Source organism: Streptomyces sp. NPDC012466, from assembly GCF_042955215.1.
Classification (GTDB): domain Bacteria; phylum Actinomycetota; class Actinomycetes; order Streptomycetales; family Streptomycetaceae; genus Streptomyces.
This window is the reverse complement of the sequence record NZ_JBIBEQ010000004.1, coordinates 213,052-237,672: the sequence shown is the minus strand read 5'-3', so window position 1 is coordinate 237,672 and position 24,621 is coordinate 213,052. Positions and strand designations below refer to the sequence as shown.

At 69.7% G+C, this 24,621-nt stretch carries 22 protein-coding genes and 3 pseudogenes; 12 read left to right on the top strand and 13 right to left on the bottom strand.

Annotated features, from left to right (window positions below):
- Nucleotides 1–530: 530 nt before the first annotated feature.
- Together ACFY9E_RS16990 and ACFY9E_RS16985 are read right to left on the bottom strand one after the other, a co-directional pair.
- Entirely contained in the window at nucleotides 531–1,127 is a 597-nt protein-coding gene (locus tag ACFY9E_RS16990) for a dihydrofolate reductase family protein (protein ID WP_390984260.1), read from the bottom strand.
- Between the two features lie 245 nt (nucleotides 1,128–1,372).
- Nucleotides 1,373–2,174 (bottom strand): annotated as a pseudogene (locus ACFY9E_RS16985) (hypothetical protein).
- Between ACFY9E_RS16985 and ACFY9E_RS16980 the strand changes: the two are divergent.
- The 4 genes and pseudogenes from ACFY9E_RS16980 to ACFY9E_RS16965 all read left to right on the top strand — a co-directional run bounded on the left by ACFY9E_RS16980 (nucleotide 2,111) and on the right by ACFY9E_RS16965 (nucleotide 4,817).
- On the top strand, nucleotides 2,111–3,619 hold the full coding sequence (locus tag ACFY9E_RS16980) for a DUF4246 family protein (RefSeq protein ID WP_390984259.1): 1,509 nt from the start codon (nucleotides 2,111–2,113) through the stop codon (nucleotides 3,617–3,619). The pseudogene ACFY9E_RS16985 and the gene ACFY9E_RS16980 overlap by 64 nt on opposite strands.
- Nucleotides 3,620–3,745: 126 nt before the next feature.
- The gene (locus tag ACFY9E_RS16975; protein WP_390984257.1) at nucleotides 3,746–3,889 is read left to right on the top strand and encodes a hypothetical protein; all 144 of its coding nucleotides are present in this window, start codon (nucleotides 3,746–3,748) and stop codon (nucleotides 3,887–3,889) included.
- Between the two features lie 59 nt (nucleotides 3,890–3,948).
- Nucleotides 3,949–4,146 (top strand): annotated as a pseudogene (locus ACFY9E_RS16970) (sodium:proton exchanger); the annotation flags it as partial.
- Nucleotides 4,147–4,319: 173 nt separating this feature from the next.
- Nucleotides 4,320–4,817 carry a peptidylprolyl isomerase gene (locus ACFY9E_RS16965; protein ID WP_390984255.1) on the top strand — a complete coding sequence of 166 codons (498 nt, stop codon included), beginning with the start codon at nucleotides 4,320–4,322 and terminating at the stop codon, nucleotides 4,815–4,817.
- A 331-nt stretch (nucleotides 4,818–5,148) separates the two neighbouring features.
- On the opposite strand, the gene ACFY9E_RS16960 is transcribed toward ACFY9E_RS16965, so the two are convergent.
- Entirely contained in the window at nucleotides 5,149–5,895 is a 747-nt protein-coding gene (locus tag ACFY9E_RS16960) for a phosphotransferase (RefSeq protein WP_390984252.1), read from the bottom strand.
- A 284-nt stretch (nucleotides 5,896–6,179) separates the two neighbouring features.
- Between ACFY9E_RS16960 and ACFY9E_RS16955 the strand changes: the two genes are divergently transcribed.
- Together ACFY9E_RS16955 and ACFY9E_RS16950 are read left to right on the top strand one after the other, a co-directional pair.
- Nucleotides 6,180–7,301, top strand: a complete 1,122-nt coding sequence (locus tag ACFY9E_RS16955) for an FAD-dependent monooxygenase (protein WP_390984250.1) — start codon at nucleotides 6,180–6,182, stop codon at nucleotides 7,299–7,301.
- 203 nt (nucleotides 7,302–7,504) lie between these two features.
- Nucleotides 7,505–7,849: an Imm49 family immunity protein gene (locus ACFY9E_RS16950; protein ID WP_390984248.1), complete on the top strand. Its 345-nt coding sequence runs from the start codon at nucleotides 7,505–7,507 to the stop codon at nucleotides 7,847–7,849.
- 15 nt (nucleotides 7,850–7,864) lie between these two features.
- Here the strand turns inward: ACFY9E_RS16950 and ACFY9E_RS16945 are convergent, their stop codons facing one another.
- The 4 genes from ACFY9E_RS16945 to ACFY9E_RS16930 all read right to left on the bottom strand — a co-directional run bounded on the left by ACFY9E_RS16945 (nucleotide 7,865) and on the right by ACFY9E_RS16930 (nucleotide 12,470).
- Nucleotides 7,865–9,640, bottom strand: a complete 1,776-nt coding sequence (locus tag ACFY9E_RS16945; RefSeq protein WP_390984245.1) for a protein kinase — start codon at nucleotides 9,638–9,640, stop codon at nucleotides 7,865–7,867.
- Between the two features lie 116 nt (nucleotides 9,641–9,756).
- Nucleotides 9,757–10,263, bottom strand: a complete 507-nt coding sequence (locus ACFY9E_RS16940; RefSeq protein WP_390984242.1) for a hypothetical protein — start codon at nucleotides 10,261–10,263, stop codon at nucleotides 9,757–9,759.
- 616 nt (nucleotides 10,264–10,879) lie between these two features.
- Nucleotides 10,880–11,389 carry a gluconokinase, GntK/IdnK-type gene (locus tag ACFY9E_RS16935; protein ID WP_390984239.1) on the bottom strand — a complete coding sequence of 170 codons (510 nt, stop codon included), beginning with the start codon at nucleotides 11,387–11,389 and terminating at the stop codon, nucleotides 10,880–10,882.
- Nucleotides 11,390–11,423: 34 nt separating this feature from the next.
- Nucleotides 11,424–12,470, bottom strand: coding sequence for an alcohol dehydrogenase catalytic domain-containing protein (locus ACFY9E_RS16930; protein WP_390984237.1), 1,047 nt, complete (start codon nucleotides 12,468–12,470; stop codon nucleotides 11,424–11,426).
- Between the two features lie 348 nt (nucleotides 12,471–12,818).
- Here ACFY9E_RS16930 and ACFY9E_RS16925 point away from each other — a divergent pair, with 348 nt between their 5' ends.
- Together ACFY9E_RS16925 and ACFY9E_RS16920 are read left to right on the top strand one after the other, a co-directional pair.
- Nucleotides 12,819–13,388 carry a DUF6328 family protein gene (locus tag ACFY9E_RS16925; RefSeq protein ID WP_390984234.1) on the top strand — a complete coding sequence of 190 codons (570 nt, stop codon included), beginning with the start codon at nucleotides 12,819–12,821 and terminating at the stop codon, nucleotides 13,386–13,388.
- Nucleotides 13,389–13,657: 269 nt separating this feature from the next.
- Nucleotides 13,658–14,947, top strand: coding sequence for an amino acid permease (locus ACFY9E_RS16920; RefSeq protein ID WP_390984231.1), 1,290 nt, complete (start codon nucleotides 13,658–13,660; stop codon nucleotides 14,945–14,947).
- A gap of 37 nt (nucleotides 14,948–14,984) precedes the next feature.
- Here the strand turns inward: ACFY9E_RS16920 and ACFY9E_RS16915 are convergent.
- Nucleotides 14,985–15,669, bottom strand: a pseudogene (locus tag ACFY9E_RS16915) (DUF4111 domain-containing protein).
- 119 nt (nucleotides 15,670–15,788) lie between these two features.
- Here ACFY9E_RS16915 and ACFY9E_RS16910 point away from each other — a divergent pair.
- Nucleotides 15,789–16,700 carry a MerR family transcriptional regulator gene (locus ACFY9E_RS16910; protein WP_390984228.1) on the top strand — a complete coding sequence of 304 codons (912 nt, stop codon included), beginning with the start codon at nucleotides 15,789–15,791 and terminating at the stop codon, nucleotides 16,698–16,700.
- Nucleotides 16,701–16,817: 117 nt separating this feature from the next.
- Here ACFY9E_RS16910 and ACFY9E_RS16905 read toward each other — a convergent pair whose 3' ends face one another.
- Nucleotides 16,818–17,096 carry a hypothetical protein gene (locus ACFY9E_RS16905; RefSeq protein WP_390984225.1) on the bottom strand — a complete coding sequence of 93 codons (279 nt, stop codon included), beginning with the start codon at nucleotides 17,094–17,096 and terminating at the stop codon, nucleotides 16,818–16,820.
- 421 nt (nucleotides 17,097–17,517) lie between these two features.
- Between ACFY9E_RS16905 and ACFY9E_RS16900 the strand changes: the two genes are divergently transcribed.
- The 3 genes from ACFY9E_RS16900 to ACFY9E_RS16890 all read left to right on the top strand — a co-directional run bounded on the left by ACFY9E_RS16900 (nucleotide 17,518) and on the right by ACFY9E_RS16890 (nucleotide 20,086).
- Nucleotides 17,518–17,796 (top strand): polyprenyl synthetase, encoded by a 279-nt coding sequence (locus ACFY9E_RS16900; protein WP_390984222.1) that lies wholly within the window; start codon nucleotides 17,518–17,520, stop codon nucleotides 17,794–17,796.
- The gene (locus ACFY9E_RS16895; RefSeq protein ID WP_390984219.1) at nucleotides 17,789–18,841 is read left to right on the top strand and encodes a polyprenyl synthetase family protein; all 1,053 of its coding nucleotides are present in this window, start codon (nucleotides 17,789–17,791) and stop codon (nucleotides 18,839–18,841) included. The genes ACFY9E_RS16900 and ACFY9E_RS16895 overlap by 8 nt, the downstream gene beginning before the upstream one ends.
- A gap of 84 nt (nucleotides 18,842–18,925) precedes the next feature.
- Nucleotides 18,926–20,086 carry an oxygenase MpaB family protein gene (locus tag ACFY9E_RS16890; RefSeq protein WP_390984216.1) on the top strand — a complete coding sequence of 387 codons (1,161 nt, stop codon included), beginning with the start codon at nucleotides 18,926–18,928 and terminating at the stop codon, nucleotides 20,084–20,086.
- A 309-nt stretch (nucleotides 20,087–20,395) separates the two neighbouring features.
- Here ACFY9E_RS16890 and ACFY9E_RS16885 read toward each other — a convergent pair whose 3' ends face one another.
- The 4 genes from ACFY9E_RS16885 to ACFY9E_RS16870 all read right to left on the bottom strand — a co-directional run bounded on the left by ACFY9E_RS16885 (nucleotide 20,396) and on the right by ACFY9E_RS16870 (nucleotide 24,486).
- On the bottom strand, nucleotides 20,396–21,718 hold the full coding sequence (locus ACFY9E_RS16885; protein WP_390984213.1) for an aldehyde dehydrogenase family protein: 1,323 nt from the start codon (nucleotides 21,716–21,718) through the stop codon (nucleotides 20,396–20,398).
- 228 nt (nucleotides 21,719–21,946) lie between these two features.
- The gene (locus ACFY9E_RS16880) at nucleotides 21,947–22,150 is read right to left on the bottom strand and encodes a cold-shock protein (protein ID WP_107458844.1); all 204 of its coding nucleotides are present in this window, start codon (nucleotides 22,148–22,150) and stop codon (nucleotides 21,947–21,949) included.
- A gap of 271 nt (nucleotides 22,151–22,421) precedes the next feature.
- Nucleotides 22,422–23,420 (bottom strand): type I glyceraldehyde-3-phosphate dehydrogenase, encoded by a 999-nt coding sequence (gene gap, locus ACFY9E_RS16875; RefSeq protein WP_390984210.1) that lies wholly within the window; start codon nucleotides 23,418–23,420, stop codon nucleotides 22,422–22,424.
- A 109-nt stretch (nucleotides 23,421–23,529) separates the two neighbouring features.
- A complete protein-coding gene (locus ACFY9E_RS16870) occupies nucleotides 23,530–24,486 on the bottom strand; it encodes a helix-turn-helix domain-containing protein (protein WP_390984207.1) in 957 nt (318 codons plus the stop codon).
- Nucleotides 24,487–24,621 lie beyond the last annotated feature (135 nt).

Here is a 24,621-nt window from a genome sequence, read left to right as displayed (position 1 = left end):
TCAGGACCGTGCTGCTGTCAGGAGCGTGCGGGGCGTCATCGGACGGCGAACTCGGCTCAGACCGTGCCGGGACCGGGTCTGCGCCTTCGGCGGTCTCAGCAACTGCCCCGACTCGTCCGCGAAGCACGGCCACGCGTCCCGGTCCCTCACCGTGCTTCCACCCGCGGCCACGTCTCCTCGATCCCCGTGGCCACCGCATCCGCGTCACGCTCGACCGCCCGGCGCTGCGGGACCCGCACGCTCCAGCCCTGCAGCGCAGGATGCTCCAGGTCGGCGCGGAGCTGAAGCGGACATGGAAGCGCCGCGCGATCACCGTGGCGATGCGGTCCGGCGTCCACCGCTGGTCCTCGACCCAGCCGTGTGCGGTAGGCCCCTTCTCCCTCTCGGCTGCCAGCCAGTGCCGCCAGTGGGCCTTCATCCGCGACGGCCGCCCGGACGGCCCTTTGGACCGCACGGCTACGGCGGCGCTTGACTGACGCTCTGAGCGCACACGCGCGTGGCCTCGCACAAGCGCCGCCGGCCCGGGGCGCTCAGCTGGTGGCGCGCGTGTAGGTCAGGAAAACCGCACCGCTCTTGAGGGTGGTCTGGTCCTCGAGTGTCCAGGTGCGCGGGTCGAAGGCTGCCTTGCGGGAGAACAGCGGGATCCCGTCGCCGATGGTCAGCGGGGCCACTTTGAGGATCATCGCGTCGATCTCGCCGTACAGGGACCCCGCCAGCTCGGCGCCGCCGAGTAGCCAGATGTCCTTGCCGTCCTGTTGCTTGAGCTCCCGCACGGTCGCCGCCGGGTCGTTGGCAACCAGTTCGACGGCCGGGTCGGGGATCTCGGTCAGGGTTCGGGAAAACACCAGATGCCGCAAGTGGGGGTAGGCGTCGGTGATTCCAGCCGCGAGACCGATCTCGTAGCTGCGCCGACCCTCGAGAACGGTGTCGAAGCGCGTGCCCCCCGCCGTGACGGACAGTGCCTGCCGCGCCTGCACGGGCAACGTCTCCGGGTATTCAGTGACGAGGTGTTGTATGTAGTCCTCCTGAATGGGCCAGAAGCCGTTGGGCCCGGTGGGATCCGCGCCGTCCGGCCCGGCGATGAAGCCATCGAGAGTGGTGGCAATGTAGTAGACGAGTCTGCGCATGCACGTTCCTTCCGTCAGCCCGCTGTCGCGGGGCGGCCCATCGCCTCCGCAGGCGTGGCCAGGGTGCGGGGTCGCTGAGCGATCATGACACCCGATCGACCGGGCGAACCACTGGGTCGCCACATCTCAGTGCACCTTCACATGCGGACCGGGACCGACTACTGCTGCAAAGCAGACTGCTGACGGTCTGTCATTTATGACAGACCGTCACGCCGGGGCAATGGCCCTCGTCGCAGCAGTCTCCATCAGTAGACGATGGACACGAGCTGGCAGGCTGCTTCGGCGATCTGGTGGTCTCCGCTGATGCGGGCTCGGGCGAGGGCGGTGCCAGGATCGATGCCGCGGGTGCAGAGTCGCCAAGCGGTCTCCGGGTCCAGCCGTACTGATGCGGCCGGCCGGCCGGTGGGTGCTTCGGCCAGTGACCAGCGGTCCGCTGTGGCGGTCACGGTCCAGGTGCCGGCGGCTGGCTCATCGACGACTACCTGGAGTTGTGTCCCGGAGGGTGCGGGCGTGTGACGAAGCGTGTGGGGGCAAGGCCCGCATGAAGGTGTCCAGCACCGTCCTCAGAGCGTTGGGTTCCGGGTCGGTGGCCTTGCCGATGGCGTGGCGGATCTGCTGGCGGTGGGTCCAGTACTCGGTGAACTCCCTGGCGATGTCCAGCCACTTGGGTGCAGGGTCGGCCCCTGCCCAGGACACTCCGAGGCCCGTTGTGTCGAGGTTGGTGCCCTCGAATTGACGGGCGACCTGGGTCCCGGCCAGTTCCAGGGCCTCGATGAGCTCGGCGGGGCTCAGATCGGTGTGGAGGTCGATCCAAACCTGGTTGATCCGGTGGAGGAACGCTTCCAGCGTCTCTCCAGCCGCCATGGCGCGTTGGTGGCTGTCTGTGCTCCAGCCGAGGCGGCCGTGGTAGTCGCCGAGGATGTGGGTGGCAAGATCGTGCACCCTTCCCGCCACCGCTGCACCGACTCGGAGGACCGAGAGAATTGACCGGCTTGTCCGCTTTCCCCTTGCCCTTTCAAACGTCCCGTTCCATAGCGTTCGCGGCACCCCGAACGCTGCGGGAACTCCAGATGATGCAGTGCAGCGCGCACATCCGGGCGAAGCCAGGATGGTTCAACAAGATGAACGACCCCGCCATCGTCGCGAGATGGACGCAAGAGGCGGTCGCTCAGGGCCTCACCGAAGCGCAAGTCCGCTACGTGCTTGCCGAACTCGTGCATTACGCGGGGTTGCGGGACGGGCGAACGGGCGTCGAGGTGTCCGCCGTCGACGGGGTGTGGCAGTCGGACACACTGGTCGACGATGAGCTGAGATCGCGGCTGCGCAAGGCGGTTCAGGTGTTGGAGGAAGACCCCGAAGCAGAAGAGGACTGGCATCCCGGGTCCGACGGCCAGGTTTTGGATCTGGTCCACCCCTCCCTGTTCTGCCTGGTGAGAGAGGTGAGCGGCGCGCCGGAGCGGGCCTGGCAGAACCCGACAGACCGCTACTCGAAGTACGAATTCTCGGAGAAGTTCCAGTGGCTGCCCACGGACGTCGACGTCGCTGAAGACGGCGATGTCACCTTCTGCTCGTATGTCAACAACGTCCACCCCGAGAAGCATCGCGAACTGGCTTCCGTCCTACCGGACGTGTTCGCGCGTTTTCGCCCGCTGCTGGAGAACGTACTCACCGATTTGCGCCATCCGCGGCCACTGCGGATCGAGGCCGATCCTTACGGATGGTACGACTCGGAGCCGGAGTATCCAGACAAGTCCTCCTACAGCGATGACGGGGCCTACGCAGAAGCCCTCCGTGCATGGGAACAGGCTCAGGACGAGTGGTGGGAAAATCGCCGCCCGGTCATCCCGGACGCCCCGGCCTTCACACCACCCCAGGTGCCCGATGAATCCGCCCGCGTCGACCTGCGCGGTCGCCGTCTCCAGGTCATCGTCAAGCTTGCCACCATTCACCTCACCCCGGAGAAGCCCGAGTACGCCGGCGGTTCCTGGCATGTCGAGGGGATGTTGAACGAGCGGATCGTCTCGACCGGTATCTATTACTGGGACAGCGAAAACATCACCGAGAGTCGGCTGAGTTTCCGCGCGGCGCTCGACGACCCGAACTACGAACAGAACGACGACAACGGTCTGCGTGAGGTCTATGGCCTGGAGGACGAAGACGCACTGAACCAGGTGCTGGGATCGACAGTCACCCCAGCGGGCCGCTGCCTGGCGTTCCCCAACATCCTGCAACACCGTGTCGGCTCGTTCCGCCTCGCGGACCCCACCCGCCCGGGATATCGCAAAATCCTCGCGTTCTTCCTGGTCGACCCGTCGGTAAAGATCGTCTCGACCTCCGATGTGCCGCCGCAACAACCATGGTCCGACACCTCGACCATGACGCTTGAACAAGCCAAGAACTACCGCGAAGAACTCATGCAGGAACGCAAGTTCTTCGTCGACGAACACAACGAACAGCTCTATGAACGAGAGTTCTCCCTTTGCGAGCACTGAACATCTTCCATCCCGGAGGCGCGCAGGTCAGAAAGGTGCGTACGGCTGGGGCATGGCCCAGCGCCCCTACCTGCTCCCCACCTCGCTGACAGTGGCCGACGCCGCGGGCTCCCCCGCCACACTGCCATGGCTGGCGATCGTCATCCTGGTGCCCTGGTGCTGGTCGTTCCGGCCGTCGTCCTCCCCTACTGGCTGGACACCCGTGGCGAGCTCCAAGAGCTCACCGACGCCGAACTGCGAAGAGGCGACGGTACGGCCTCCGGTCTCTGACCGCCGGTTCGCACTCCCCTGGACGCCCCCGCACCGGGATACCGAGGAAGGAAGCCGCTGTGACCGACGACGAGATCTTTCTCGGACTCGCCCTGACGGTGGTGCTCGCCACCGGATCGCAGATCCTGGCGAGCAGGCCGCGCGTCCCCGCCCTGATCATCCTGCTCCCCGTCGGGTTCGCCGCCGGTGCCCTGACGGACATCATCCACCCGGACAAACTGCTGGGGCAGGACTTCTCGGACCTGGTTGACCGAGCCGATTCCGAAGCCGGGCAGGGCCGTGGAGGAGGCCGGCGTGCCGGCGGTGACGGCGACGGTCACGCCGGTGATGCCTCGACCATCCGGAAGAGGACCAGACCGCCGCGGGTTCTGAAACGCCCGGAGGGGTGCCCGGGACGGTTCCGGAGGGTGCCGGATGTCAAGATGGGGGCATGACTATCAAGGTTTTCTTCGACATCACCATCGACGACGTTCCCGCCGGCCGGATCAACATGAACCTGTTCGACGACGTCGCCCCCAAGACCGTGGAGAACTTCCGCGCGCTGGCGACCGGCGAGAAGGGCTTCGGCTACAAGGGCTCGTCCTTCCACCGTGTCATCCCGGAGTTCATGCTCCAGGGCGGTGACTTCACCCGCGGCGACGGCACGGGCGGCAAGAGCATCTACGGCGAGAAGTTCGCCGACGAGAACTTCACGCTCAAGCACACCAAGCCCGGCCAGCTCTCCATGGCCAACGCCGGCCCGAACACCAACGGCTCGCAGTTCTTCATCACCACGATCGTGACGTCGTGGCTCGACGGCAAGCACGTCGTGTTCGGTGAGGTCGCCGACGAGAGCAGCATGGAGGTGGTGCGGAAGATCGAGAGCTACGGCTCACAGTCCGGCCGTACCTCGGCCACCATCACCATCGCCGACTGCGGGACTCTCTGACCGTAAGGGGGCATCTCCTTCGGGCTGGTTCGGCAGTCTGGTGTGGTGGGGATCGTTGAGCGTCTCGTGCGAGATGAACTGCGGGAGCTGTTCGAGCGGGTGGGTGACGCCCGCTCCCTCTCCGCCACGGGGGCAAGGCCGGCGGCCGTCGCCGGTGCGGAGACCGTGACGTCCTGGCGGCGGGCATCTTCGTGGCGCCGCCGGGCCACATGTGACGGCTGTTTCCCCTTCGTTCGGGCCCTACGGGCCGACAGCACACCGGCGGTTCGTGTACCTGCCGCCCCGTTCCGGTAGGTGGAAGACGGTTCACGACCGTCGGGCCCGCGCAGCCTCACATGCGGGATCTCAGCACGTCGACCTCACAGCCCGGCGCGAACGGGTCGAAGCCGTGCTCGATCAGCCAGCGAACTATCAGCAGGCTTCGCAACGACCACCACGCGTGGATCACGTCGAGGTCGATGTCGGTGCCATAGCCGGCTATGACGTCGTCGAGGTGCTCTTCGTGCCCGAGCGTGAAGGTGGCGAGGTCGTACAGGGCATCACCCTGGCCCGCCTCGGACCAGTCGATGATGCCCGTGACGTCGTCGCCGTCGACGAAGACGTGGTCGATCTGCAGGTCGCCGTGCGTGAACGCCGGAGTCCACGGACGGAGCGCGGCTTCGGCGACCTGTCGGTTGCGGGTGACCAGGTCGGCGGGCAGGAGGCCGTTCGTCACGAGCAGCTCGCACTCGTCGTCGAGTTCCGCCGCCAGCGCGACGATGCTCCGGCCGGCCTGTCCGGTCCGGGTCGGCAGGGGCGCGTCGTGCAGCTTCCGGATGGCGGCGCCCGCCGCGGCCCACGCCGCGGGCGACCCGGTCGACGGCCCGCCGAGGCGCCCAAGCGTCGTCCCCGGGAGTGCGGCGGTCGCGAGCACGGACGGCTTGCGCCACAGGACCTCCGGTGTGGGGACGGGCGCGAGGGACATCGCCTCGACCTCGGCGTCGATCCGCGCCTGATCGGCGTCCACCTTCAAGAACACGTCGCCGACGCGCAGAGTCGCGCGCTCGGAATGGGCGACGACGACTTTGACCTCATCCATGGGCTATCAGTATTCCGGGGATGGTCGCCGACGTCGCCGGCTTTATCGCGTGCGATGACGCGGCTGACGGCGGCCCGCTATCCAGCGGCCTCGTGCACGACACCGACTTCTGACGGTCAAGCCCATCACTTTTGCCACCGTGTGCGTATGCAGCTGACTCGTGGTGTCGGCGCCATGCCGGAGCACTGTCGGTTGGTTGTCGGCGGCTCATAGGTGGCGGCTGGCACCTTTCCGAAGGAGGCCCGCCGGGGTTCACCGGGCGGTCCGATCCCGAAGGAGCCACCATGCACACACCCGTCACGATCATCGGCGCCGGACTCGGCGGACTCACGCTGGCCCGCGTCCTGCACGTACGCGGCATCCCGGTCACGGTCTACGAGGCGGAGTCCTCCCCCTCGGCGCGCGCACAGGGCGGATTGCTCGACATCCACGACTACAACGGGCAACTCGCCCTCAAAGCAGCCGGATTGCTGGACGAGTTCCATGCCATCGTCCTGGAGGGCCGGCAGGCGCTGCGGGTCCTCGACCGGGACGGGACCGTCCTGCTGGACCAAGCCGACGACGGCACCGGCGGACGCCCCGAGGTGCAGCGCGGCGACCTGCGCCAGGTCCTGCTCGACTCCCTCCCGGCCGGCACCGTGCGGTGGGGGCAGAAGGTCAGCCGCACCCATGCCCTGGGTGACGGGCGTCACGAGCTGACGTTCGCCGACGGCACCACCGTCGTCACCAGCCTGCTGGTCGGCGCGGACGGCGCATGGTCACGGGTCCGGCCGCTGCTGTCCACCGCCACACCCGAGTACATCGGCAAATCGGTCGTCGAGACCTACCTGTTCGACGCCGGCACACGGCACCCGGCCGCCGCGAAAGCGGTCGGCGGCGGGATGCTGATCGCTCCTTCGCCGGGCAGGGAGATCTTCGCCCACCGGGAAAAGGACGACACTCTGCACGCTTACGTGGGACTGTCCCAGCCGCAGGACTGGTTCGCCGCCATCGATTTCACCGACGCCGCCACCGCCACCACGCGGATCGCGCAGGAATTCGACGGCTGGGCACCGGAACTCACCGCGTTGATCACCGACAGCGACGTCGCGCCGGTTCTGCGTCCCCTCTACGCCCTGCCGTCCGGGCACCGATGGGACCGGGTGCCGGGAGTGACCCTGCTCGGCGACGCCGCCCACCTCGCGGCTCCCAACGGGGAGGGCGCCAACCTGGCGATGCTCGACGGCGCCGAACTCGGTGAAGCCCTCACCGCGCACCCGGACGACGTCGAGACGGCGCTCATCGAGTACGAGCGGGCCATGTTCCTCCGCGGCGCCCAAACCGTCAGCGACGAGATGCCCGGGATCGACTCCGCCGACAACACGGCCCACGGTGTGATCGCCATGTTCACCGAGAAAGCCCGATGAGCCATTCGAGCCTCCGAAAGGAGGGTTTCTGACCGCCTGAGCGCCTGCAGAATCTGCACACCGTCGCTTCGAAGATCGCCCTGCGAGACCCCTCCGGGCCCGCAGGGCCTTCTCACGTCCGTTCAAGAACCCGGGGTCGGCGCACGGCACCGCGCCTGCCGACGTCCGCGCCGGTCGGGGCAAGCAGCCGCAGGTCCCTGTCAGTGCCTGATGGCAGCAAACAACTCGATGCGGCCGGCCCCCTGGACCCGGACCAGCAGTTGCTGCGCGCCCTGCTCGACGACGACCAGTCCGTCTTCGAACAGGCGCTGGCCGAGCGGCTCCTGAGGCACCGCGCTGGCATCGGCCCCGATCCGACGCCTCGCACCCTGCTGCCGGTCAGGACTGTCGCGGTGGCCGCACTCGCCTCCCTCGCGCACGGATGGCAGTTGGGCGTCCGATCCGGCTACCTGCCCGGCTCCCTGCTGCCCCCCCCCACTGACCGAGCGACCGCCGGACTGTTGGGCTCGGCCTGCTCGCCACAACGGCTCCGGCAAGAGCGGTTGTGAGGTCGTCCGCGTGCCTCAGTCCTGGGCCGGCATCACGCGGGTCACCTTGCCCTTCAGGTCGGCGTTCAGATAACCGGTGACGTGTTCGTCGGCGAGATAGACGGCCAGTTCCAGCGGGGTGCCGAACGTGTCGTCGGCAGGGCGGACCAGGACGTAACGGTTGGTCGGCCGCTTCACGTTCAGGTCCTTCTCCGCCCGCTTCAGCAAGGGGGGAAGGACATCCCAGTCGAAGGCGTCCAGGCTGAACGGGCGTTCGCCGCCGATGAGCGAGCTGCTGATGATGCCCTTCTCGACGCCCCGGCCCGGTCGGTAGGTGTAGCTGTCGTACTTGGTGTCGCTTCCCTCGACCATGATGTCCACGGACACATAGCCCGGATAGACGGTGAGGTCGCACGCTCGGTCCGTGCCTGTTGCGTCTTTGATCTCCTTCAGCGCCGTCCGGATGCCGTCCGGGGTGAGCAGATCGGTCTTCTCGCCGGCTTGGGACGCCGATGCAGAACGGGACGCCTGCGGCGTTGCGGGCGTCGGGGCCTTCGTCCCGGTCGAGGCCGAACTGGGTTGGCCGGCTGAATTTCCGTCGTCGTGGTCGCCGCCGTCCGGAAGCAGGGTCCACACCAGGACTCCCGCCAGCACGGTCCCGACGACGGACGAGGCGACCGCGATACGGCTCTTGGCACGGCTGCCCCCTCGTGGCGGCGTCGGCCGTGTGGGGCCCGCCGGATACGGGGTCGGCCGTGTGGGGCCCGCCGGGTAGGGGGTCGGCGGCCCGAGCGGGCCAGGCGCGGCGTCGCGCGGTCCCGCCGGTCCGAAGCCGGTCGGCGGCCCGAAGCCCGAAGGCGGTCCGAAGCCGGCCGGCACGGAAGGTATGGGTGTCTGCCCCGGCGGAGACGCCAGGTGGTACGAGGTGGTCGTCGAACCCGCCCCGGCCGGAGCGCCCGGAGCCGTGTTGCGGCCCTGCGCCGCGTCTGCCAGCATCCGGTCGGCCGTCTCCGCGTCCGGCCGTCCGGCCGGGTCTTTGACGAGCACGGCGTTCAGGAAGCCGGTCAGCACTCCGGCCTGGCGGGGCGGCGGAAGCTCCTCGCTCAGGACAGCCGCCAGCGTCGCGAGGGTGGTTCCCCTGCGCAGCGGGTGCTGCCCTTCGACCGCGACGTACAGCATCATCGCCAGCGACCACAGGTCGGAGCCCGGACCGCCCTCGCCGCCGGAGATGCGCTCGGGCGCCATGTAGTCGGGTGTGCCGATGATGGACCCGGTCACGGTCAGGACGGTCGACTCCCTGATGGCCGCGATGCCGAAGTCGGTGAGGACGGGACGCCCGTCGGGCCTCATCAGGACGTTGGCGGGTTTCACGTCCCGGTGCTGGATGCCGACGTCGTGCGCGGCGCGCAGCGCGGCCAGCACCTCGCGGCCGAGCCGGGCGGCCTCGACGGGCGCCAGCGGCCCCTCGTCCAGCCGGTCCTGGAGCGATCCGCCGGTCACCAGCTCCATGACGATCCAGGGGTAGGCGTGTTCCTCGCCGTCCACCACGTGGTGAATGGTCACCACGTTGGGGTGGTCGACACGCGCGAGGGCCCGTGCCTCGCGCAACACCCGGGCCCGGAGCATCGCCGCGGCCTCCGGATCGTATTCGGCAAGACCCGGATCGGACGGCCGTACCTCTTTGAGCGCCACGGCTCGGTCGAGGATGAGATCCCGAGCCCGCCACACCATGCCCATGCCGCCGCCACCGAGCCGCGCCTGCAGTTCGAAGCGCCCGTCTATGACCCGTCTGCCGGATTCCCCGTCGTTCATGGCCGGGAGCCTACGGGATGGTGGTGACACGGCCCCGCACAGGTGAGCGGCGCCGAAGGCGGGGGGTCAGCGCGGGCCATGCAGGAACGACTGGGCGGGCGGCGACCTCGTGTGGTTCAGCCTTGTCTTGCCGCCGCGACTGCCCTACGCAGCGCTTGCAGGAAGAATTCGCCGTCGGCGTCGGCTCCCAGCGCGACATGGCAGGAGCCCTGCTCGGACTGGCCGGACCAGAGGGCGGTGATGCTGACACCACTGTCCTCGGGTAGGTCCCTCCCGGGGAATCGGTCGATCAGTGCGCTGTGGTCGGCCAGGGTCATGCCGTCCAGGCGCGCGGACAGGACCGCCGTTCCGGTCGATGCCCTAGTCACCGCCACGACGAACCAGTGAGGTGTGAACAGTGCGAGGGTTCGATGCTCCGGGTCCGGATCTGCCATGCCTTTCCAGCGGGAACGCAGACCCGGTTTGTACAGGCGGGTGCTGACGGTCAGGCAGCACGCGACCGCGTTCGCCAGGACGTCCCCGAGCGAGCACGCTTCCGCGTGGGCGGCGATCGCCTCACGCGTGCCCGGCTCGATGTCCTCCGGTTCGCAGTAGCTGCTGTCACGCTGGTACAGCCGCGCCATGGCGCCCTCGCTTCAGGTTGAGATCCGGGCCACGAAGGCCACGAGGTGATCCTATGCAGGGCAGCGTCGGCACGAATGAGCAATAGGACCGCCGGGATATGCGGCGCTCACCAGGGTTCGCCAGGCAACTCGGTTACCCCTGGCCGCGGAGTCGCGGGACCTGAGCGCTGGGAATGCCGCGCTGGGGACCGCCTGACAATCCGCGTCGGATCAGGCCGGGCGCGCCTGATCCGACGGGCCGCCCTCACCAGGCGTTCGGTGGCACGAGATCCACTGTGCTGCAAGCGGCGCGATGCAACGAGCGAACAGTGATGGGACGACTTCGGCACGGACCACTGCCGTTGGTACGTCTGGCAGTAGCAGCAGAGCGGTCCGACCGCCGGCGGTGGCCGGGTGGGCCGTCACAGCGGCCGTACGGTTCGCGCACCCGAACCACCGCCTGGGTCCGAATCGCGTGGCAGAACGGGCGACTACGGAGTGCCTGCCAGGAGGGTGTTGCCTACGGTTTCCGTGCCCCTCGTCGTAGCCGACGGCCGCCGACCGGTTCGGGCCCGGGTGAAGCCCGGGCCGAACGGCCACCCTGGGATCGCGCCGCGCAACTCCGCGGGGCGACCGCTCAGGGAGAGGTGACGGCTGCGTGTGCGAGGGCGGCGGTCTCCTCCGGCGTACCGTCGATCGGGATGGCCGCCCCCGCTTCGTCCTCCCCCATCGGTTCGAGGTCGGCGAACTGGCTGCGCAGCAGCTCGGGTGCCATGAAGTGGCCCCGCCTGGCGGTGATCCGTGCGGCGATCAGCTCGGGCGAGCCGTCGAGGTGCAGGAAGAAGGTGCGCGGCGCGGCGGAGACCAGCCGGTCACGGTAGCGCCGCTTCAGCGCCGAGCAGGTCACCACCCCTCCGCTGTCCGCATGGCCGGCGAGCCATCGTGCGATCTCCTCCAGCCAGGGGCGGCGGTCCTCGTCGTCCAGAGGGTGGCCGGCCCGCATCTTCGCCACGTTGTGTGGGGGGTGGAAGTCGTCCCCCTCGGCGTAGGGAACACCCAGACGCCGGGCCAGTGACCGGCCCACCGTGGTCTTCCCCGAGCCTGACACGCCCATGACCACAACCAAGGGAGCCCAGTCGTACGACATGCAGAACCTTCCCTTCGAATCTCGTCTCCGCGGTCTAGAACTCGATGACTACCTTCACGTCGTCCGGTTGCTCCCTGAACGCCTCCGCTGCCCGCTCCAGCGGCACCCGTCGGGTGATCACGCGCTCGAGCCATGTCAGATCGGCTTCGGCCAGGGCGTCGGCGGCCTGTCGGTAGTGGCGCAGGTTGGCGTTGACCGAGCCCACCACCGCGTCGTTCTGCAACACGATCTCCCTGTTCACGGCGCCGGCGTCCACGGTCGCCCTGCGGCCGGCGGGTGACACCCCGGTCAGGCACACCACTCCGTAGGGGGCGGTGCCGGTGAGCGAGGCGAGCACGGGCTCGTTCGCGCCGGTCGCTTCGATGACGACGTCCGGGCATAGGGCGGAGATGACCTTTTCGATGTCCTCGGCGTGGTACGTGGCACCCAAGTCCCGGACCAGACCGGGTTTCGGGCCCTCGGTCACGCGGTCCAGCACATGCACGTCCAAGCCCCGCTGGACGCCCAGGAGGGCGGCGAGCAGGCCGATGGGCCCGGCACCGGTCACCAGGACGCGCTGCGGCTCGAACCACGAACGGGCGCCCACCCGCTCCACCTGTTCCCACGCCTTCGCCACCACGGTGGTCGGCTCCATGAGCACACCGACGCGGTCCAGATGCGGCTCCAGCTTCACCGCGTAGTCGGCCTCCACGCACCACGCCTCGGCCCCGTAGCCGTCGATCTCCTTGATGCCGCGTTCGGTGTAGCGGCCGTTGCGGCACATGTCGAACTCCCCACGGGCACACGCCCCGCACGGCTCGGGGTCCGGGCGGCGCACCACCCCGGCGACCAGGTCACCGGCCGAGAAGCCGCTTCCGGGTGGCGCCTGCCGCACCCGCCCGAGGGACTCGTGCCCGAGGATCAGCCGCTCACCGCCTGGTGGGGCCGCACCGTACTCGCCCCGGACGATCTCCTTGTCCGTCCCGCACACTCCCACCGCCAGGGCGTCCACCAGCAGGTCTCCGGCGGCCGGGACGGGGTCGGCCACCTCCCTCACCTCTACGGAGTCCTTGGCGCCGGGCCGCACCGTCACTGCACGCATCGCCCACCTCGTCCCTCTCTCGGGCGGCGCAGGATGGCGAGGCGCCGCTGTCTGGCCGTCTGTCCCTCTCAGAGCGTTTCAGTACCTGCCGGCCGGCACCGGAAACACGACGGTGTCACCTGCGATCAGGACTGCGATCAGGACCGAGCGGCCCATCGGCCCCGGTGACCGGCGGCACACGCCGAGGACCTACCAGGACTTCACCCGCCCAGTCCCGGCCCGGCGCCGGGACTGGGCGGGTGGCCTCTTCGGCCCTCGCCGCAGGCAGACCATCCCCGTCCATGCTCCCGACCTGCATGAAAGGGCTCCGGTCGGGGCAAGCGGTTCTCCTGGAATTTGGAGGATGCCATGACCATGACGGAGCGGCCGGTTCAGCTGCCGGAACGGGACACCGCCTGCAGCGCATGCCACGACAGCCACAGCTCTGGGCCCGGCGCCGACGCGCCGGAAACCGCGCGTGAACGGGTCAACCGGCGGTGGAACGAGATCCTTCAAGAGACACGGGTCACCCAGACGGGCGTGCAGATCCTCTTCGGGTTCCTGCTCAGTGTGGCTTTCACTCCGCTGTTCCGGGAGCTGGAGACGTTCGATCGCGTCATCTACGTCACGACCGTGGTGCTCGGTGCGGCAGCCACGGGATCGCTGATAGCACCCGTCTCCATCCACCGCTTCCTGTCCGGCCAGCGTATGAAGGACGAGGTGGTGGAAGCCGCCGGCCGCTTGATGATGTGCGGCATGGTCCTCCTCGCACTGACCATCGGCTGCACCCTCCTGCTGATCCTGCGTGTCGTCGTTCCCGGCGTCCTCGCCGAGGTGCTCGCCGGCGGGGTCATGCTGTGGTTCGCCCTGTGCTGGTACGCGCTGCCGCTGCGTCTGCGACGCCGCGCCGCTCGGCGCTCCCGGCCCGACGGGGCGTAGCGCGCCCTCGGGGTTGGGATGGGTGAGGCTCCCCGGCCGGATGCCGTGACGGGGCCGTGCCTCGCCCGGGCCGCGGCACCCTGGGGCGTGGCGGGCCGGCCCGACGGCCGGTCCCATGTGACGCGACACCTCCGTGCGGCGATCGGTGGCCGAGCGTGCCTGTAGCGGTACGGGGGACACAAGGCGGTATGGCGAGAAAAGGGAACAGAGTGGTGGCGGAGACGGGGGAACAGGGAGGGACTCAGGAGGGGACAGCGCTCAAGCGTGCGATGACGACCCCGCTGCTGTACTTCTTCATTCTGGGTGACGTGCTCGGCGCCGGCGTATACGTCCTGGTCGGCCAGGTAGCGGCCGACGCCGGCGGAGCGGTGTGGGTACCGCTGGTCGTCGCGCTGCTGCTGGCGCTGCTGACCGCTGCCTCCTACGCCGAATTGGCGACGAAGTATCCGCGGGCGGGCGGAGCCTCCCACTACACGACGCGCGCTTTCGGACCGTTCGCCGGATTCGTCGCGGGCTTTTGCATGCTGGCCGCCGGCATCGTCTCCGTGGCCGCGCTCGCCCGTGGTTTCGGCGGCGACTACTTGTCGGCCTTCGTGACGCTGCCCGTGGGGCTCGTGGCCGTGCTGTTCCTGGCCCTGCTCGCCCTGGTCAACGCGCGGGGCATCAAGGAGTCGACCCGCGCCAACGTCGTCGCCACCGTCGTCGAGGTGGGCGGTCTGGCCGTCGTCGTCGTCCTGGGCGCGTGGCTGCTGCTGCGCGGCGACAGCGACGTGGGGCGCCTCACGCAGCTGGGGACGCCGGAGAAGGGAGCGGCGGCGGCCGTGCTGAGCGGCTCGGTACTGGCGTACTACTCCTTCGTCGGGTTCGAGACCTCGGTGAACGTCGCAGAGGAGACGCGCGATCCGCGGCGCTCCTACCCGCGCGCCCTGTTCGGCGCCCTCGCCACCGCCGGGGCCGTGTATGTGCTGGTGGGCATGGCCGCCTCCGCGGCGGTACCGACCGCTCAGCTGGCCGGGTCGAGCGGGCCGCTGCTGGAGGTCGTCGAGGAGGCGGGCGGTGTGCCGCCCCGTCTGTTCAGCGCCATCGCGCTCGTCGCCGTGGCCAATGGCGCACTGCTGACCGGCATCATGTCCTCCCGCCTCGCCTACGGCATGGCGAGGGACGGGCTGCTGCCCGCCGCCCTGACCGAGGTGCTGCCCGGCCGTCGTACGCCGTGGGTCGCGATCGCTGTCACCACGCTGCCGGCGATGCTCCTCGCGCTCACCGGCAGCGTCGCCACTCTGGCGTCCACCCTGGTCCTGCTGCTGCTGGTCGTCTTCCTCATGGTCAACACGGCGGTGCTGGTCCTGCGCCGGGACCCGGGCGAAGCCGACCACTTTCGCACCCCGACCGCGCTGCCGGTGCTGGGCATCGCGTCCTGTGTCGTGCTCGCCACGCAGATCGAGGCCCAGGTGTGGCTGCGCGGACTGACGATCGTGGCCGTCGGTACGATGCTCGGCGCAGTCAGCGCCGTTCGGCGAACCAGGCGGGCGGACAGGGACGCGCGGGACCCCGACTGAACGGGCGCCTCTCCCCCGGCCTGCCAGAACGACGCGGTCAGGCCCCGACGTTCCCGCTGCCCGGCGACCAAGATCTCGACTGTGCGGGCTGAGAAGTGCCATAGCCGCTGAGAGACTCTGGCCGGGCGGGGTGGACGAGCCGGTCGATCTCGACGAGCACGCGGTCCACGAGCGGACGCACCTGCGCCCGCAGGGCATCACTCCAAGTCTCCTCGGAGTAGGGGCAGTTGAGCCAGAGCTGCCTGGCGTGTTCCAGGGCGGGGCGGCGCTCGGGCGGGAGCTGGGCGAGGACCCAGTCGGCGGCGGCGTCCTTCGACTTGATCCGGCCGGTGGCGTGCGTGGTCCAGATGCGAGCGAAGGTCAGCAGGACGTTGCGGGTGTCGCCGTCCAGGTCGTCGAGCAGGCCGGAGATACCCGCCACGCTCGCCCGGACCGGGTCGGTCCGCGGAACCGGGTCGAGAACCTGCGCCGGGAGCGGGCCGGTGAGGGGGTGGTCGCCGGTCAGCGCCATGGTGATCAGCAGGGCCAGATCGGGCATCGGCCCCGGCTGGGGTACCTCCCCGGCCTCGTATGCCGCGCGCAGCCCCTCACCGGACCAACACGTCCACGTCGCCGGCGGGCCTCAGTCCGCCGAGCACGGACGAGCCGTGGAGGTAGGTGCCGATGACATCTCGGCCCAGCACGCCGCCGGCCAGCCGCACGATCTCCTGAACCTGATTCACTTCGTCTGTGTCTCTGCCGTCCGGCGGACTGCACGGCATCAGCGAGTTGGGGAGAACTCACGGCCTCTCGCACCGAGGCGCTTGAGTCTCCAGTGGCTGGAAGGTCCAGGATCTCACCCATGGACGATGAACGCCCCGAGGTGCTCACCATCGGCCGGCTCGCGGACCGCACCGGACTTCCGGTGCGTACCCTGCGCTTCTGGTCGGACGAGGGAGCGGTACCGCCCGTGGCCCGCTCCGCGAGCGGCTACCGGTTGTACGACGCCGAGTCCGTGGCCCGCGTCGAGCTGGTCCGCACGCTGCGGGAGCTGGGCCTCGGGCTCGACGATGTGTGCCGGGTGCTGAGCGGTCGGACGACGATCGCCGAGGTCGCCGACGCGCACGTGGCGGCACTCGACGCGCAGATCCGCTCCCTCAAGGTGAGCCGGGCCGTTCTGTCCACCGTGGCGACACGTGGTTCGACCGCTGAGGAGACGGCATTGATGAACCGATTGGCCCGGCTGTCCGCCGCCGAACGCGAGCAGATCGTCGACGAGTTCAAGGAGGAGGTGTTCGGCGGCCTCGACATCGAGCCGCGTTTGCGCGACCGCCTGCGCGCCGTCAGCATCGAGTTGCCCGACGATCCCACACCTGACCAGGTCGACGCCTGGATCGAACTGGCCGAACTGGTGCGGGATCCCGGCTTCCGCGCCCGGTTGCGCACCTGGATGGAGCTCAACACGCCCGCCCCGGGGCAGGATCCTCCTCCCGGGGCGTCCATCTGGTGGGCCAGGCAGGTCGTGCAGACCGTCGCGGAGGTCAGAGAACGCGGGGTGGCCCCTGAGGGACCGGAGGCGGCCGGCACGCTGTCCGAGCTGTTCGGTGACGCCGACCGGGCCGCCGTGCTGCGCAGCCTGGACGCCGGGATCGAGGCGGAAGCGGAGCGCTACCGCAGGCTCGTCGCCCGCGTCCGCGGACAGTTTGCGTCACCCGACGCGACCGAGGAACTGGAGTGGCTGGCGCGGGCCCTGCGCACCGCAGACCAAGGCTGACCGAGCAGTCCGCGAAACCACCGGGGCAGCCGGTTCCGAGGTCGGGCACACCTTGGAACCGGCGACGCGGCAAGGGTGAGCCGCCCAGACGGTGGCCCGGCGGGCCCGAGGGTCTGATCAGCCCGCCTCGCGCCACCACGCGGGCGACACGCTGAGGCTCCAGACCTCACCCGCCGGCCCCTGGTCGTCTTCGTCGGCGCGCACGAGGATCCGCACGCCTGACTCGGGCACCCTGTAGCGGTGGATGTCGCCGACCGTACCGGCCTCGTCCGGTTCGGGTTCGATCGAGCAGCCGAGCCCGGCGATCGCGGTGGCCAGTCCTCGAAGCGCGTCGAAGAGGCGAACTCGCCGTACGCGCCGCGCAGGGCCGCCGGTACGGACGACTCGGTGTCCCACCGCAGGCGGTGCGCCCGCACGCTCACGCCGAGGCAGGGCCAGGCGCCGCCCTCCTCCTGGAACGACAGCTCCACGAGCCCGTAGTCCCGGCGCAGCAGGCTTCCGTCCCCGGTGTCGAAGCAGTCGGCGCCGAGTTTGTTCTCCCACTCGGCGAGCTGCGCGCCGATACCCGCGCCCAGGACGTCACCGTGGGCGGAGAAATGGAGAACTCCCCCTGAATTACCGGGCGGTAGCTTACTTGAGGGGCGGCACCGTCCACGCCCCGTCTCCGCCTGGAGCAGGGGGTGTGTACCGACCGCACACTCATACGGTGTGATCGCCCGTTGGTGAGTTCTTCCCTCTTCTCCCCCCGGCGTGACGGAACGCTGGGGAAGGCGGCGCGGGACCGGCGCCGGAGGTTTTTCTGCGGGTGGGGGTAGGCATGGCACTGGAAACGGAACGCCCGGGAAATCTGGAACGGCACACGGTGTTGCTGGTGGCGGGTCTGACCGATCTGGCCGTCAGCAGCCTGGGGTCGGCGCTCGGCACGGTGCGGGGGCTGCTGCGTCGCTCGGACACGGCGGAGCTGGCGGCCGAGGCCGAACAGGAACTGATCGCGCGCGGGCGCTTGGCGCTCGACCGGTACGCGGCCGCACCACCGGCCCATCTGGAGGTGCTCGCCCGTCACGCTCTGGCCCGGCGGGCCGGCCACGGTGTCTGAGCGCTGGGAGGCCGTTGCGTTCAAAGCCCGTGTCGATGAGGTGCTGTGCTCCTTCGTCGCCGATGAGGCAGACCGGTTCGCGGCGATCGATCCGGCTCTGGATGTCGTGGCCCGGCAGGTGGAGCAGTCGGTAGCGGGCGGTAAACGGCTGCGGGCGGCCTTCTGCTACTGGGGCTGGCGTGCGGCTGGGCAGCCGGACAGTGACGCGCTGGTGCGGGCCGCGGGATCGATGGAACTGGTGCACGCCGCCGCGATGGTGCACGACGACCTCATCGACGACAGTGCGCTGCGCCACGGCCGTCCCACCGCGCACATGGCCCTGCGGAGCGCGCTGCGGCGCCGCCCGCGGGCGGCGAACGCGGCCCGCTCGCTGGCGATGCTGGTGGGGGACCTCCTGATGTCTCTGGCCGGTCAGCTGTTCGCCACCAGCGGTCTGCCCGCCGCCTACCTCGGCCGGGCCCGCCCGCTGTGGGCGGCGCTGGCCCGCGAGCTGATCGCCGGCGAGTGCCTGGAGATCCTGCACACCGGAGCCACTCCGGACACCACCGCGTCGCTGAAGGTGATCCGGTACAAGACCGCCAAGTACACCGTCGAGCAGCCCCTGCTGATCGGCGGCGCCCTGGCCGGCGCCGGTGAGCGGCTGCGGGAGGGCTATTCCGCCTACGGCTTGCCGCTGGGCGAAGCATTTCAGCTCAGGGACGACCTGCTGGGCCTGTTCGGGGATCCGGAGCGCACCGGCAAGACCAACCTGGACGATGTGCGCGGCCACCGGCCCACCGCCCTGCTGGCAGAGACCTGGCGTATCGCCAGTGGCGAGGAGCGTGAGCAGTTGCGTGCCCTGCTGGGCCGACGCGACCTCGACGGAAACGGTCTGGAGGCGGTGCGCGCGGTGATGCGGCGGCTCAAGGCGCCGGATCGCATCGAAGAGATGATCACCGCGCGGGTCGAAGATGCCACCCGCTGCCTGCACGACCTGGATCTTCCCGGGCATGCCACCGCTGCCCTGACCGTGCTGGCCCGTTCGGCGGCGGTCCGCCACCACTGACGCCCTCGCACCACGGCACGGCCGCGCCGCACCGCCTCCTGCCGGATATGGCCACCTCGCCCCGCACGACCTAGGAGCCCTGTGATGAGCTACACCGAGGCGTCGATGGACGCCCTGCGCCAGGCAGGTGACGAACTCGCCGACGCCACCGTCGCCACCTTGTTCGAGCGTGACGAGGTCGGCACGTTCAACACCCTCATGCGGTACGTGTCCACCGTCGGCGCTCCCCTGCCCGACGGGCTGCCCGACGTGGCCCGGGAGTACCTCCAGGTCACCAGCGCCCCGCCGACCTGGGTGGACTGGGGGGAGATGGAAAGGGCCCGCCTGTTCTTCATCGACAACAACGTGCACATCTCCACCGCGCTGTCCTTCGCCTCCATGCCGGCCTGCTACGTCGTCCCGCACGTGGCGCGGCTGTTGTCGGCCACCCACGGACTGAAGTACCCCGCCAAGCGGATGGCGGAGACCGGCCAGTTCACCGTCTACCTCATGCAGCCCGGCGCGTTCGAGGCCGGCAGCCGCTTCATCCCGGCCGCCCAGAAGGTCCGTCTCCTGCACGCCTCCATCCGCCACCATCTCAAGCGCGACAACCTCTGGGACACCACCACGCAGGGCGTGCCGATCTGTCAGGAGGACATGATCGGCGGGCAGATGTTCTTCTCCCTGCTCGTCCTGGACTCCCTGCACCGCCTCGGCATCCACATGTCCACCGAGGGCGCCGAAGCCTACTTCTACGCCTGGCGAGTCGTCGGCGCGATGCTCGGCGTCGACCAGGAGACCGTCCCCGAAACCCTCGACCAGGCACGCGAGTTCCTCGACCTGTACATGATCCGGCACATGGCGCCGTCAGAAGAAGGCGCGCACCTCACCCGGCAGTTGATCGATCTGTACGAGGAAGTCGTCCCCGGCACGTTCTTCGACCCGATCGTCTCCGCGCTGATCCGTCACCTGATCGGTGACACCTGCGCCGACTGGCTCCACGTCCCTCGCACCCCCTGGGACACCGTGGTCAAAGCAGTTCCCCAGCTGCTCGGCATCCTGGAGACCATCGAGGACCGCGCACCGCTCGGCGCCTGGGCACTGGACCGGCTCGGCCATCTCACCACCGTCCTCGAACTGTCGTCCCTCACCCGCGGACGCGTCATGCACTACGCCATCCCCGAACACCTCAAGCACGACTACGGCGTGACCGGCACGGTGCTCCGCACCCGCCGCTGGACACCACCCGCGCCCAGCATCACCTGACGCAGGACCCGGCCGGAACGCCACGATCACAACGACCGCGACGCAAGCGGCACCGGACCTGTGGGTCTCATGGCGAGGCCGCCGTCGCCTCGCCCGCTGTATGACGCTGAGGCACTGGCCGTCGTCGGGGGCGTCCTTGGAGACCGGACCCGCGTAACCGGCGCACGAGCCGGAGTCCTGGCCTCTCCGCTGCTGCAGGGCCACGTGTCCGGTGGCGGTGGGTCGCCCTGCCGCGTGACAAGGTGTGACCGTGCTGCTGCTCACCGCGCCGACGGTGCGCTGAGGGCGTGTCGACCCCGACCGTGGGCGTCAGCGCAGCGGCTTGTCCAGGATCGCCTTGCGGTGGCTGAAGGTCTCGATGGAGTAGCGGCCGTGGTAGTTGCCCATGCCGCTCTCCCCCACCCCGCCGAAGGGCAGGTCGGAGACGGTGAGATGGGCGAGCGGCAAGCCGTACCCCAAGCCTCCCGAGGAGGTCTCGGCGGCGAACCTGCGCCGCGTTCCCTCGGACTCAGTGAAGACGTACAGGGCGAGCGGCTTGTCCCGGTCGTTGATGAAGTCGATCGCCTCGTCGAGGCCGGGGACCGTGACGATCGGCAGGACGGGGCCGAAGATCTCCTCCCGCATGACGGGCGCGTCGGGGTCGACGTCGGCCAGGACGGTGGGTGCGAGGTACTTCGCCGTCCGGTCACTCGTGCCGCCCACGACGGTGCGACCGGAGTCGAGCAGGCCGACGAGCCGGTCGAAGTGCCTTTCGTTGACGATCCGCCCGTACTCGCCGGAGGCGGCCGGGTCACTGCCGTACAGCGCCTTCACGGCGTTCGCGAGCAGCGTCTCCAGGGCCGCCGCGGTCTCCGGATCGGTCAGGACGTAGTCGGGGGCGACGCAGGTCTGTCCGGCGTTGAGGAACTTGCCGCGGGCGAGCCGGTCCGCGACGACAGCCAGGTCGGTGTCACGGTCGACGAACGCCGGTGACTTGCCGCCGAGTTCGAGGGTGACCGGGGTGAGGTGCTCGGCGGCGGCGCGCAGCACGATACGGCCGACCGTGCCGTTGCCGGTGTAGAAGATGTGGTCGAAACGCTCGCCCAGCAGGGCCGTGGTCTCGGGGACGCCGCCCTCCACCACGGCGACCGCGTCGGCGTCGAGGTAGGCCGGCAGCAGCCGGGCCAGGGTGGCGGAGGTGGCCGGGGAGAGCTCGCTCGGCTTGGCGACGACCGCGTTGCCCGCGGCCAGGGCACCGACGACAGGGGCCAGCAACAGCTGGGCCGGGTAGTTCCAGGGCGCGATGACGAGCACGACACCGAGCGGGTCGTACTGCGTCCAGACGGCCACGTCCGCGCCGAGGTGGGCCGGGGCCGGGGCGGGCTCGGGGCGCAGCCAGTCGGCGAGGTGGTCGAGAGTGTGGTCGATCTCGCGGACGGTGAAGTCGATTTCGGTGCGGTAGGCCTCGGTTTCGCTCTTGCCCAGGTCGGCGTGGAGGGCGGCGGCCAGGTCCGCGCCGTTCTCCGTGAGCATGTCGCGCAGTCGACGCAGTTGGGCCGTGCGCCACTCCACCGGCTTGGTGCGGCCGGTGCGGAAGGTGGCGCGCAGGCGGGCGACGACGTCGGCGGGCTGCTCAGGGGCGGAGTGGTTCACGGGTACCTCACAGGCTCACAGTCGGATGTATATGCCAACCATCTGGTCGGCGCCCTGCATTCCACCGTTCCCGCACCACATCCGTGCCGTGTGTCACAGCCGCAATGACCTGGGCGGCTCGAAGCCTGACCGAGACGTGGGAGTGTTCGTGCCGCGTGGGCGCGCCGCGGCATGAGTGAGGCGGCTGCCGGTCCGGCAGCCGCCTCACTTCGCGCTAGTGGTGCCCGCTCAGCCGCGGACGATGTTCTGCGCCTGCGGCCCCTTCTGTCCCTGGCCGATGTCGAAGGTCACGTGCTCGCCCTCGGTCAGCTCGCGGTACCCGTTGCCCTGGATCTCGGAGTAGTGCGCGAAGACGTCCGGGCCCCCGCCGTCCTGTGCGATGAAGCCGAAGCCCTTCTCAGAGTTGAACCACTTCACGGTGCCGCTGGCCATACCATCGATCCTTCGTTCAAACCAGGGAGCAGCCCTTCACCGCGGGCCTGCTCCAGCCCCTGCAACTGCACGAGCCAGAAGCCGTTCTACCCCCGATCACCCTGCTTATCCGACCGACGACACACCTCAAGCCAAACCCGCCTCCCACGCGCGGTTTTCCAGGGCGAGGGAGACGGGCGGCGGGGGCCAGCGGGTGCTGGGCCTACTGCTGGAGTGTCCGACGGACATCCGGCGCGATACGGCGTCAGTTCACGCCGATACCGGCGTCCGGTCAGCGGGTGGCGAGGAACTGCAGCGTGTCGATCACGCGGTTCGAGAAGCCCCACTCGTTGTCGTACCAGGCGACCACCTTCACGTGGCGGCCGTCGACGCGGGTGAGAGCCGAATCGAAGATCGACGAGGCGGGGTTGCCCACGATGTCGGAGGAGACGAGCGGGTCGTCGGAGTACTCCAGGATCCCGGAGAGCGGCCCCTGCGCCGCGGCTCGGTAGGCCGCGAGCACGTCCTCGCGGGTCACGTCGCGGGCGACCGTCGTGTTGAGTTCGACGATCGAGCCGACCGGCACCGGAACGCGGATCGAGTCGCCCGACAGCTTGCCGTCGAGGTTCGGCAGCACCAGGCCGATCGCCTTGGCGGCGCCGGTCGTGGTCGGCACGATGTTGACGCCGGCGGCCCGGGCGCGACGGGCGTCGCGGTGCGGACCGTCCTGCAGGTTCTGCTCCTGCGTGTAGGCGTGCACCGTCGTCATGAACCCGTGCTCGATACCGGCGAGGTCGTCGAGCACCTTGGCCAGCGGGGCGAGTGCGTTGGTGGTGCAGGAGGCGTTCGAGACGATCGTGTGCAGCTCCGGGTCGTAGGCGTCGCTGTTGACCCCGAAGGCGAGGGTGACGTCGGCGCCGTCCGAGGGCGCGCTGACGAGCACCTTCTTCGCGCCCGCGTCGAGATGGGCGCGGGCGGCCTTGGCCGAGGTGAAGCGGCCCGTGGCTTCCAGGACGATGTCGACGCCGAGTGCGGCCCAGGGCAGCTGAGCCGGTTCGCGCTCGGCCAGCACCGTGATCCGACGGCCGTCGACGACGAGGGCATCCCCCTCGACGGTCACCGGACGCCCGAGCCGGCCGGCCGTGCTGTCGTAGGCAAGCAGCCGGGCGAGCGTGGCGGGCTCGGTGAGGTCGTTGACGGCGACGACCTCGAGGGAGCTGTCGCGCTCCAGCAGGGCGCGCAGCACATTGCGTCCGATGCGGCCGAATCCGTTGATGGCGATGCGAGTCATGAGTGATGTCCCTTCCCTTCGCCACCAGGCTCGCCCGCGGCTCGCGCCGCCGACAGTGGCGCGATCGCCACGGTTCAAAAGGATCCCGCCACACGATCCGTGACAGGCGCTACTCACCCCGGGTGAAGGTGCGCCGGTACTCGCTCGGGGTGGTGCCCAGGATGCGCTGGAAGTGCAGGCGCAGGTTCGCCCCGGTACCGAGTCCGACGTCGGCGGCGATCTGTTCGACGCTGCGCTCGGACCGCTCCAGCAGTTCGCGGGCCAGGTCGATGCGGGCGCGCATCACCCACTGCATCGGTGTGTAGCCGGTCTCCTCGACGAAGCGCCGGGAGAACGTACGCGCCGACACCCCGGCCTGCCGCGCCAGTACGTCGAGGGAAAGGGGCTCGCCGAGCCGGTGCAGCGCCCACTCACGGGTGGCGCCGAAGCGCTCACCGAGCGGCTCGGGGACACTGCGCGGCACGTACTGCGCCTGGCCGCCGCTGCGGTAGGGGGCCGCCACCAGACGGCGCGCCGCGTGGTTGGACGCGGCCACCCCCAGGTCGCCACGCAGGATGTGCAGGCACAGGTCGATGCCCGAGGCGGCGCCGGCCGAGGTGAGCACGCTGCCCTCGTCGACGAACAGGACGTTCTCGTCGACCTGGACGAGTGGATGCCTGGCCATGAGCGCCCGCGTGTAGTGCCAGTGCGTCGTGGCGCGCCTGCCGTCGAGCAGACCCGTGGCGGCGAGAGCGAAGGCACCCGTCGAGATGGCGGCGAGCCGCGCGCCCCGCGCATGGGCGGCGATCAGGGCGTCCACGACGGCGCGCGGCGGGTCCTCGCGGTCCGGGTGCCGGTAGCCGGGGACGAAGACGATGTCGGCCCACGCCAACGCGTCCAGGCCGTGGGCGACGGAGTAGGACAGGCCATCGCCGCCGGTCACGAGACCGGGGGTCGCCCCGCACACCCGCACCTCGTACGGCATGCTCGCGCGGGTCGTGAACACCTGTGCGGGAATACCGACATCGAGCGGCTTGGCGCCCTCGAGCACAAGGACGGCGACGCGATGCAGTCGGGAGGCCGGCATGGGAAAGAGGCTACGTGGGACGTGACGTCGTTACGCTCACGGCCCGCGCCGACTTCGCAGTGCGGTCCACCGCTGGTTCCGCCCCCGGCACGAGGGCTTCCCGCCCGGTGTGTTCCGGTCGCCGGCGAACAACCT